General features: G+C 50.3%; 8 protein-coding genes. All 8 read left to right on the forward strand.

Annotated elements, in window-relative coordinates:
- Positions 1-104: 104 nt before the first annotated feature.
- The 8 genes from htpX to KDN34_RS06570 all read left to right on the forward strand — a co-directional run bounded on the left by htpX (position 105) and on the right by KDN34_RS06570 (position 11,199).
- A complete protein-coding gene (htpX, locus tag KDN34_RS06535; protein WP_212596086.1) occupies positions 105-971 on the forward strand; it encodes a protease HtpX in 867 nt (288 codons plus the stop codon).
- Positions 972-1,288: 317 nt separating this feature from the next.
- Positions 1,289-1,642: a cytochrome c3 family protein gene (locus KDN34_RS06540; RefSeq protein WP_212596087.1), complete on the forward strand. Its 354-nt coding sequence runs from the start codon at positions 1,289-1,291 to the stop codon at positions 1,640-1,642.
- 441 nt (positions 1,643-2,083) lie between these two features.
- A complete protein-coding gene (locus KDN34_RS06545) occupies positions 2,084-4,720 on the forward strand; it encodes a nitrate reductase (RefSeq protein WP_212596088.1) in 2,637 nt (878 codons plus the stop codon).
- Positions 4,710-5,552: a uroporphyrinogen-III C-methyltransferase gene (cobA, locus tag KDN34_RS06550; RefSeq protein ID WP_212596089.1), complete on the forward strand. Its 843-nt coding sequence runs from the start codon at positions 4,710-4,712 to the stop codon at positions 5,550-5,552. The genes KDN34_RS06545 and cobA overlap by 11 nt, the downstream gene beginning before the upstream one ends.
- On the forward strand, positions 5,536-6,717 hold the full coding sequence (locus tag KDN34_RS06555) for an ANTAR domain-containing protein (protein WP_212596090.1): 1,182 nt from the start codon (positions 5,536-5,538) through the stop codon (positions 6,715-6,717). Before cobA ends, KDN34_RS06555 begins: the two co-directional genes overlap by 17 nt.
- 140 nt (positions 6,718-6,857) lie before the next feature.
- A complete protein-coding gene (gene nirB, locus KDN34_RS06560) occupies positions 6,858-9,410 on the forward strand; it encodes a nitrite reductase large subunit NirB (protein ID WP_212596091.1) in 2,553 nt (850 codons plus the stop codon).
- On the forward strand, positions 9,407-9,730 hold the full coding sequence (nirD, locus tag KDN34_RS06565; RefSeq protein ID WP_212596092.1) for a nitrite reductase small subunit NirD: 324 nt from the start codon (positions 9,407-9,409) through the stop codon (positions 9,728-9,730). The genes nirB and nirD overlap by 4 nt, the downstream gene beginning before the upstream one ends.
- A 2-nt stretch (positions 9,731-9,732) precedes the next feature.
- Positions 9,733-11,199 carry a NarK family nitrate/nitrite MFS transporter gene (locus KDN34_RS06570; RefSeq protein WP_212596093.1) on the forward strand — a complete coding sequence of 489 codons (1,467 nt, stop codon included), beginning with the start codon at positions 9,733-9,735 and terminating at the stop codon, positions 11,197-11,199.
- The last annotated feature ends 2 nt before the right edge of the window (positions 11,200-11,201 follow it).

An 11,201-nucleotide genomic window follows, 5' to 3' on the forward strand; every position in this document is an offset into this window, starting at 1 on the left:
AAATAAACATAAATTAATCTGACGTTCTCTTGAAAAGCAGTATTTTGGACATATTATGTCTGTATCAAATGATAATGTAGCGGATTTCATGCACAGGAGCTGATATGAAGCGTGTGATTCTGTTGATAGCGACAAACTTAGCTATTTTAGCGGTAGCTTCCATTGTGATGTCGTTGTTAGGTGTTAACAGCCGTTCGATGGAAGGGCTTTTGGTATTTGCCGCAATATTTGGTTTTGGCGGTGCCTTTATCAGTTTGGCTATTTCTAAATGGATGGCTAAACAAGCTATGGGGTGTGAGGTTATCACTAATCCTCGTGATAATACTGAAAGATGGTTAGTGGAAACTGTTGCGCGTCAGGCTCAGCAACTCGGACTGAAAATGCCAGAGGTGGCAATTTATCAGTCACCAGAGATGAATGCATTTGCTACCGGACCGAGTAAAGACAACTCATTGGTCGCGGTGAGTACCGGTTTATTGTACGGCATGAATGCTGATGAAGTTGAGGCGGTGCTGGCGCACGAAATGAGTCACGTTGCTAATGGTGACATGGTAACGTTAACCCTCATCCAAGGTGTGGTGAACACCTTCGTGATCTTTGCCGCGCGGGTGGTGGCAGGTATCGTCAGCAATGTCGTGGCTAATAATGACGAAGAGGGTGAAGGTCTTGGCACCTTTGCGTACATGGGGGTGGTATTTGTGATGGAAATGCTGTTTGGTATCTTGGCATCGCTTATCGTTGCATACTTCTCTCGTGTAAGAGAATTTCGTGCTGATGCCGGCTCTGCAAAATTGGTCGGTGGTAACAAGATGATTGCGGCGCTGGAACGGTTGCGTCAGGGGCCTGCTGTAGGTGATATGCCTGCTACCATCTCCGCCTTTGGCATCAATGGTAAGCGTTCAATGGCTGAACTGTTTATGAGCCATCCACCGTTAGAGAAGCGTATCGAAGCATTACGTAGCGCTGCGTAATTGAAACAAAATCATGCATGAAGAAGGTCTTTTTAGGCCTTCTTCAGTTTTAATTAAGCGTTTGCTGTCAAATGTATTACTGACTGTTTTATCAAGTAAAATTTTTGTAAAAGTCCATCCAAGTTCGCAGTTAACTTGATTTAGCGCACATTTTGTTTAATCCGTTGTTGTTAAAGTAACGCCGACTTAAATTTAGTTTGCTTAGTACCTAAAGCTTGGCTAAGTTAATTTGAAGTCGTGCTATTTACTGGCGGCTGGATGGGGGTCAACCCTGACATAAGAATTCCCAGTAGCTGTCAAAACTCGAGGATATGATTATGAGCAAGAAACTGTTAAGTGCATTGTTTGGTGCAAGTCTGGCTGCTCTGGCAATGTCTCCTGCTGCATTTGCCGCAGATCAGAAGATCAATGAGTTCCACGCCGATATGGGCGGTGGTTGTGAGACTTGCCATAAAGATGGTGCGCCATCTTCTGATGGTGTATACGAGTTCCAGCAGTGCCAGAGCTGTCACGGTCCGCTGGCTGATATGGACGCTGTGCACAAGCCACACGATGGCAAACTGCAGTGTAACGATTGCCACAAAGTACATGATGAAGTCGTAGGTCAGCGCCCAACTTGTGAAGGCTGCCACGATGATGGTCGTACTGCTGAAAAAATTCTGGGTAAATAAGTAACTCTATAACAGTTACTTCCCATTACTTAAAAATGCCGACATAACGTCGGCATTTTTTTTGTGAATTCGACAGCCACAATGATTAATTTCACTCAGGGTTTAAATGCTCCAATGTAAACGCCCGATGAGCGAGTCGGTGTTGTCTAGAGCGTTTGGGTGAGTGAACCCGCTATTTTCACCATAGAAATTCAATTTTACATCGATAAAATATACCTATATAGAGGTATGAAAACCCATATATACCTCTTTATAGGTATATGATTTATAAGGAAAAATTGCACCATTCTTGTTCAGAGGAATACTTTTTTGCCCTGTTGTTGCGCAAAGGTTAAAGATAAAATTTAACCTATATTTCAAAAACTCATTATAAATCATGGTTGTCTAAATTTTGGCCTATCTGTTGCACTAGTCTTTCGTGAGTTGAATGGGAGGCTAACGGTGAAACAGATCCAGACAAACTGTGCATACTGTGGTGTTGGTTGCGGCATCCAGGTTCAAATAGGGGCAAACGGTCACTCGCTAAAAGGCGATGCTGACCATACTGCCAACTTTGGTCGCTTATGCCAGAAAGGCGAGCGTTTGTTGGAAACGCTGCCGCTGCCGCACGCTTTACGCTACCCACGCCTTACCGCCACAGATGAGACCATCAGTTGGCTTCACGCCACGCAATTGATTGCGGATACTTTCTCTGAAGCCATTCAGCAATATGGTTCCGATTCAGTTGCCTTTTATCTTTCCGGACAGTTGCTGACTGAAGATTATTATGTCGCAAATAAACTGGCGAAAGGGTATTGGGGAACGGCTAACGTCGATACCAATTCTAGGCTTTGTATGTCTTCTGCGGTGAGCGCGCATCTGCGTGCTTTTGGCGAAGATGTGGTGCCGGGTTGTTATCAGGATTTTGATGTTGCCAAGGTGATTGTATTGGTAGGTGCAAATACCGCGTGGACTCATCCAGTACTGTTTCAGCGGATCTTGCGGGCGCGCGAAAGCCGTGGTAGCAAATTGGTGGTTATCGATCCGCGTCGTACCGCTACAGCGCGTCAGGCAGATCTGCACATCGCCATCAAACCCGGTAAAGATTTGCAGTTATTCTCTCTGTTATTCCGCCATCTTGCTGTTAGCGATGCGGTAAAACAGGAATATGTTAACACTCATACCTCTGGTCTTGATAACGCACTTACAAAGCTTGCGGGCTGGCTTAAAGATGACGGTTCAGTACTGAAACAGTGTGGTGTTTCTGAACCAGTATTTGCCCAGTTATTAGCGCTTTATCGGGATAACGAAGAAGTGGTCACCGCCAGCTGTATGGGCGTGAATCAATCACTGAATGGTACCGATACCACCAACGCAATCATTAATTGCCATCTGCTAAAAGGGCATATTGGCAAACCGGGTTGTGGTTTCTTTTCGCTGACCGGGCAACCAAATGCAATGGGCGGTCGGGAAGTTGGTGGATTGGCAACGCAATTGGCAAACCACATGGGCTTTTCGGAAAAAGAACATCGGTTACTTTCTGAATTCTGGCCCGCCAGTAATGTGGCGACCCGACCTGGCCTGAGCGCGGTGGATCTATTTCAGGCAATGGCTGATGGCAAGATCAAAGCCGTGTGGATTTTGGCGACCAATCCGGCAGCGTCCATGCCGGATGTCGCGCTGGTACGTAAGGCATTACAAACATGCCCATTTGTGGTGGTGTCAGACATCAGCCAGGATACCGATACCGCCAAGCTTGCTGATTTATTACTACCCGCACAGGGTTGGTCGGAGAAATCTGGCACCACAACCAATAGTGAACGCACCATCACGCGGCAGCGGCCATTTCTTAACGCAGCCGGTGAAGCACGAGCCGACTGGCAGATGGTATGCGACGTAGCAACTGCGATGGGGTATCCAGGATTTCATTATCGTAATGAAGCTGATATCTTTCGGGAGTTTGCTGCCCTGTCAGCTAAGGTGGTCAGTGAATTTCCTGGTAAGCAGTTGGATCTCAGTGGCTTCGCAGACATCACTGAGGCTGAATATGCCTCCATGCAGCCCCAACAATGGCCGGTAAACGGCTACACCGATAACCGTCGCCTTTATGCCGATGGCGTGTTTTCTACTGAGGATGGTCGTGCCAGTTTTGTCGTGCCGAAAGTGGTTGTTCAGGCGGTCAGCTCGGACGACCTGATCTTGTTGTCTGGCCGCAGTCGCGACCAGTGGCACACCCGCAGTCGTACTGGCCATGTGGCAGCGCTAACATCCCATGAACCACAACCTTGTGTGTTCGCACATTCGCAGACATTAACCGATAGGCAAATCGTTGCGGGGCAATTAGTCAGGATTAGCAACAGCAATGGTCAACAGTTGATTGTGCAAGCGCTTGCTGATGATGATCTCCAGCCCGATCAGCTGTTTATGTCGATTCACTGGACTGGCCGCGAAACAGCCAATGCCAGCGTCAATCTGCTGTTGGATAGTCGTCGAGATCTCTGTTCCAAACAGCCTGCATTCAAGGGGCAATGCGTCAAATTGAGCCCCATAAATGACCTGATGCAAGGTATTGCCTGGGGCGAAAGCATCGATAATCTGCCATATGACTATCGTTTTGAACAGCGCTTACCGCAAGCCAGTTGTTACCATTTCGCGGTGGCCAAAACACAGCTCACTGGCCTTGCCAATGGCCTCAGTTGGCAAGTGCAGCAAGTGGATGTGCATTGTCAGCTCAAGGCGGGAAAAATCGTCTCGATTCATTTGGTATCGTCGTTACGCATTGCCATCGATAAAGAAGCAGTATCTCGTCTGATCGGTCTCTCTATCAACGCCAACACCATTACCCAATTGGAACAACTGGTGAAAGCTGGTGACAGCCCGTTGGTGTGTGTTTGTAAAGGCGTTACCCGCGAACAGGTGATTACTGTCGGGCACAGCTTTGCGCCAGCAAGTCGTTTGGAGGGTATTCAACAACTGACGGGGTGTGGTACTGGTTGCGGCAGTTGTCGTGGCGAGCTGTTGTCAATTCTGGAAGCCGAATTTCCAAAAACGTCAGAAACACAGGCCGTAAGTACGGGGGAGGCGAGTCATGGCAACTGAAATGCAGGCGCTATTAGCCGGGAGTTCATTACCACAATTGTCTGCTGGAAACGTCGCGCTGGTGGGCGCGGGGTGTGGCAGCTTGGGCAATCTGACGCTGGCAGCATTTAAGCTGATCTGTAGTGCAGAAGTGGTGGTGTTTGACGCATTAGTTGATAGCGAGATTTTGGCACTGTTACCAGAAGAGTGTGAGCGTTACGACATGGGTAAGCGCGGCGGTGATGTTTCTGCGAGCCAGGATGCCATCAATCACAAATTGTTGTCATTAGCGCTGCGAGGATTAAAAGTGCTACGTCTTAAAGGCGGCGATCCTGGCGTGTTTGGCCGAGGTGGTGAAGAAGCATTATTTCTGGCGCGTCATGGGGTGAAAACGCAATTTGTGGCCGGCGTGACCGCTGCATTAGGTTGTGCTGCCGCAGCGGCGATCCCATTGACTCATCGTGGTGTTTCGCGTTCTGTCACCTTAGTCACAGGTCATCAGGCAACCGGTGATACTACTCACCATTGGCGTTCATTGCTGGATTTAGGCAGCACCTTAGTCTTCTACATGGGCAAAGATCAGGCACAAAAAATTGCGGCTTCTTTGTTGCTGTCTGGGGCTGCCGCTGACTTACCAATGGTGTTTATCAGTGCTGGTTGCCGTAATGAACAACAGCTGCATTACGCCACTATCAGCACCATGGCATCCGTTGCCAAAACCATCACCAGTGCGGGCCCAACCTTGATGATTTTGGGTGAGGTGGTATCCGTGGGCAGCGAGCTACAGCAACTATTGAATACGATCGATAGTGAGTTTGATAACGGAGGTGTGCGTCATGCTATCGCCGGTTGACTTTGAAGTTGCGATGACTGCGCGCGAGCTGGTGCATGCGGTGGCATCGGGGCCGAAAAAAGCGCGTACGCTGACGGTCGATGAGGCTCGTTCGATGATCCACTTGTGGACCCAGGGCGAAATGGATGATCTGCAATTGGGTGCAGTGCTGATGATCATGCGTCATCGTGGTGAAACTGCAGCAGAAGTTGCCGGTGCAGCGATGGGACTCCGGGATCTTAGTGTGTTTGCCAACGTGCCTGAACTCGCCGCCACGCTGGATTGGCCGTGTTATGCCGGTAAACGTGAACAATTTCCTTGGTTACTGTTTGCCGCGCTGCGGTTGGGTAAAAAACAACAACGCATTCTATTGCATGGCGATGAGTTAGCGTCGCCAAAGCGTAATCATGTCGCGGCATTCGTCAAGCAAGTGGGCATTCCTACGGCCATTGATGCTAACGGCGCAGCCAAAGCGCTCGACAGCAAAGGCGTGGTGTATATGGCGCTTGATAGCATGCTGCCGCTCTGGCCTCGGGTAAGGGAACTGCATCGCACACTGGGACTGCGCAGTCTGCTGACACAAGCCGTCCGCTTTTTTAATCCAGCCAACTGCCAATATGGGGTCAGAAGCTATTTTCATCATGGCTTAGATCAACATTATCTGGCGGTGCTCAATGCGATGGCGACGAGTTGCCATAAGCAAGACCTGGTGATTTTTCGTGGGCACCAAGGTGAAGCCGAAATCAATCCGCGGATAGAGAATCAACTGTTGTTTTGGCGTGATGGGGTAGTGACCAGCGAAGTATTACCTGTGTGCGCACCTGAAGGTACACAAGCGCAATTGCAACAACTAGGAACCGATGAAGACGTATTGGCGCGTTTTGCTAATGTGGCGCGTCCTGGGGCAGCAGATAGCAGTCTGCAAGCCGCAACAGTCAATGCCACGCTGGCGGTGATGCTGCGATTGCTGCAACAGGACAACAGTGTTGCTGCAGCGTTAACGCGCGCAAATAACAGTAAATTACAAGCGAATCATGCGATTAGCACGTTATGTCGTATGTTGGTCAAGCAAGGGGGTCACAACGAAGATGAAGCCTTTCAGCTGCTTCGGAAAAAATCGATGCATAGTGGCATCAGCATGGACAAATTAGCAAGACAGTTATTGCAGCACGTCGCGGTAGCTTAATGCTGTATGCGCCTACGGGCTTCAGCATTATTAATAAAATCAGTTAATTAAATATGGCAATGGCGCCACTCTCCCGCTGAGGAGGTGGCGCCATTTATTTTTACAGTTTTCGAAATACCAAGCGAGAGCACGGGGGTTACATGTCAAACACAAAACCAAAACTGGTCATAGTCGGCAATGGGATGGTTGGTCACAGCTTCGTTGAACAGTTGTGTGAACAACGCCTGCAACAACAGCTAGAGGTGTTGGTGATCGGCGCAGAAAAACGTGTGGCGTATGATCGCGTGCAGTTGTCATCTTATTTTAATGGTGCCGCACTAGATGATTTAGCGATGACTACCGCTGAGCAATATGCCGAATGGGGCGTGAGCTTAAAACTTGGTGTAGCGGTTGTTGGTATCGACAGTGACGCTAAACAGCTACTGCTTGCTGACGGCAGTCGTGAAAACTACGACAAGCTGGTACTAGCGACTGGCTCCTACGGTTTTGTCCCGCCGATTAATGGCCGCGAGCGCGATGGCTGCATGGTGTATCGCACTACTGATGACTTACTGGCGATTGAAGCCGCTGCAAAAAATGCCAAAACTGGCGTGGTCATTGGTGGTGGCTTGCTCGGCTTGGAAGCGGCTAATGCGCTGAAACTGCTCGGTTTGAAAACCCATGTGGTGGAATTCGCCCCGCAGTTGATGCCGGTGCAGCTCGATGCCAAAGCAGGTGCACTGTTGCAAGACAAAATCGCCGCACTTGGCGTGGAAATCCATACCAGCAAAGTCACGCAAGAGATTGTCGACGGTGAAACGGGGCGTCTGCGCCTCAAGTTTGCTGACGGTGAACTGCTCGACACCGACATGTTGGTATTCTCAGCCGGTATTCGTCCCTACGACAATCTGGCTGAAACCTGTGCGCTGGAGAAAGGTGCTCGCGGCGGTTACGCCGTCGATAACTTCTGCCAAACTACTGTTGCTGATGTTTACGCCATCGGCGAATGCGCCAGTTGGCAAGATCGTATCTTTGGCTTAGTCGCGCCTGGCTACCAAATGGCGAAAATCGCCTTGGGGCACATCGCTCATTCCCTTGACATCGCCGAGCAACACAGCGGTGACTTCTTAGGTGCCGATATGAGCACCAAGCTCAAATTGATGGGCGTGGATGTGGCCGCCATTGGTAACAGCCGTGGTAGCGACGACACCCGTTTTGTTGAACTGATGGATGAGCCTGCGGGCATCTACAAAAAGCTGTGGCTCAATGATGCAGGTAACGTGATCACCGGCGCGCTGCTGGTGGGCGATACCAGTGATTACGGCACGCTGCTGAACCTCTATCTCAGCGGCCACAAGATTGAAGGTAGCGCAGCCGCCTTGTTGCTGTCTGGTGATGCGCCAGCCTTGCCAAAATCCAATAACGATTTGATCTGCTCCTGCCATCAGGTGAGCCGTGGCAGCATTCTCAATGCCGTGGCTGATGGTGCGGCGTCGCTTGGCGATATCAAGCGTTGTACCAAAGCGGCGTCTGGCTGCGGCGGTTGCTCTGCCAGTGTGCAGAAGGTGATCAACGAAGGCTTAGCGGCGCAAGGTGTTGAAGTGAGCAAAGCGCTGTGCAGCCACTTCGAGTACAGCCGTCAGGAGCTGTTCCACCTGTGCCAAGTGGAAGGCATTAAAGACTTCGCCACCTTGCTGGCCAAATACGGTAAATCGCATGTTCACGGTGTGGGTTGTAACACCTGTCAGCCTGCCGCTGCGTCAATTTTTGCCTCGCTCTACAACGGTCATGTGTTGTCAGAGAGCCGTGATCAACTGCAAGACACCAACGATGCCTTCCTCGGCAATCTACAAAAAGATGGTACTTACTCGGTGGTACCGCGGATTGCCGGTGGCGAAATCACCCCCGACAAACTGATTGCTATCGGTGAAGTCGCCAAACGTTACGACCTCTACACCAAAATCACTGGCGGTCAACGCATCGACCTGTTTGGTGCACAACTATCTGACTTACCTGAAATTTGGGAAAGCCTGATTGACGCGGGCTTTGAAACTGGCCACGCCTACGGTAAATCGCTGCGCACCGTGAAATCTTGTGTCGGCAATACCTGGTGTCGCTACGGCGTACAAAATTCAGTCGGCATGGCGATTGAGCTGGAGAATCGCTACAAGGGCTTGCGCTCACCTCACAAATTGAAGATGGCCGTTTCCGGCTGTACCCGCGAATGCGCTGAAGCGCAGGGCAAAGATATCGGCGTAATCGCCACCGACAAAGGCTGGAACCTCTATATTTGCGGCAACGGCGGCATGAAACCGCGCCATGCAGATCTATTTGCCAGTGATTTGAACGATGCCGAGCTGGTGGATCTGATCGACAAAGTGTTGATGTTCTATGTCCGCACCGCCGACAAACTGCAACGTACTTCGGTATGGCTTGAAAGCCTGGACGGCGGTCTTGATTACCTCAAACAAGTGATTTTAGAAGACTCGCTCGGCATCGGTGATGAGCTGTTAAGTCAGATGCAAACCGTGGTCGACAACTACCAATGCGAGTGGAAAACCAGTGTTGAAACCCCTGAATTACGTGCGCGCTTCAGTGAGTTCATCAATCCGCAGGCTGCGCCAGAGTGCGCTGTTTTGCAGTACCAACGGGTGCGGGGCCAACGCATTCCCGTCATCAATGTAGCACCAGCAACTGAGGAGGAAACCCTATGAGCTGGGAAAAAGTGTGTGATCCCTCCGCATTGCCAGTAGGGAAGGGTATCGCCGCCTGGGTAGCTGGGCGTGCTGTGGCGATTTTTAATCTGGGACAACAAGGCGTGTATGCGCTGGATAACCGTGATCCGGCCAGTGGCGTTAGCCTGCTGGCGCGCGGCCAGATCTGTGAATTAGCCGGTGAGTTATACGTCTGTTCACCGCTGTACAAGCAACATTACCGTCTCACCACGGGTGAGTGTCTGGAAGAACCACAGCTGAAGGCAACAAAAGTGGATATTCGTATTGATGAGACCGGCGTTTGGCTGGCGGGAGCATAATCATGAGTCAGGAAAAATTTAATCTGTTTTCTTTCAAGGGCAAGATGAAAATCATGCACTTAAGTTGGATGGCGTTCTTTGTATCGTTCGTGGTGTGGTTTAACGCCGCGCCCCTGATGAGCCTGATCAGTGAAAGTTTGGGACTGACTAAAGAACAAGTGAAAACCCTGCTGATTTTGAACGTGGCGCTGACCATTCCTGCCCGGGTGGTAATTGGCATGGTCACTGACAAATTTGGTCCTCGAAAAGTTTACTCAGCATTGCTGATCATCTGTTCGGCACCCTGTTTCATGTTCGCCTTTGCTGACAGCTTTACTCAGTTAGCGATTGCCCGTTTCTTGTTGGGTTTTATCGGTGCAGGCTTCGTGGTCGGTATTCGCATGATCAGCGAATGGTTTCCGGCCAAAGAGCTGGGTACTGCGGAAGGCATCTACGGCGGTTGGGGTAACTTCGGTTCCGCAGCGGCCGCGTTCAGCTTGCCAGTATTGGCATTAGCTATCGGAGAACCCTACGGCTGGCGTGCCGCAATTGCACTTACGGGGGTGATGAGCATTGTCATCGGTGTGATTTACTACTTTGGCGCGAGCGATACCCCGAAAGGCTCGACGTACTTTAAACCAAAGAAATCCGGTGCCATGGAAGTGACCAGCAAAGGCGATTTCTGGCTGCTGCTGGTGATGAAAGTGCCGATGTATGCCACGCTGGGGTTATTGTGTTGGAAACTGTCACCTGCTGGCGTAAAAATGCTCACACCAACAATGGTGACGACCGTGATTGTGGTGCTGGCGGTGCTGTTAATGATCGACTTCTACAAAACTTGGCAGGTAAACCGTCATGTGTTTGAAAAAGAAGTCCCCGAGTTTGAACGTTATCAGTTCAAGCAAGTGGCGGTTTTGAACGTGTTATATTTCTCGACCTTCGGTTCAGAACTGGCGGTGGTCTCTATGCTGCCAATGTTCTTCGCGGAAACCTTCAGCTTAGGTTTGGCTCAAGCGGGGATGGTGGCGTCTTCATATGCTTTTATGAACCTGATGTCGCGTCCCGGTGGTGGCTGGATCTCTGACCGTTTCGGCCGTAAATCGACGTTGTTGATCCTGACCGCAGGTCTGGCCGCAGGTTACTTCACCGTGGCTCATATTGATAGCAGCTGGAATCTGCCGTTAGCAGTGGTGGCCGTCATGGCATGCTCATTCTTCGTACAAGCCGGTGAAGGTGCCGTATTTGCGGCGGTGCCACTGATCAAACGTCGTTTGACTGGACAAATTGCCGGGATGACGGGTGCCTATGGTAATGTCGGTGCGGTATTCTTTTTGACCGTATATTCTCTGGTGTCAGTACAAGCCTTCTTCTACACCATTGCCGTGTCAGCGCTGTTTGGACTAGGTTGTCTGTTTCTGATGCGCGAACCTAAAGGCCATATGGCGGAAGTGGACGAGAATGGTGAAGTGACGCTGATAAGCGTGGGTTAATC

The sequence above is a fragment of the Shewanella yunxiaonensis genome, assembly GCF_018223345.1.
Taxonomy (GTDB): domain Bacteria; phylum Pseudomonadota; class Gammaproteobacteria; order Enterobacterales; family Shewanellaceae; genus Shewanella; species Shewanella yunxiaonensis.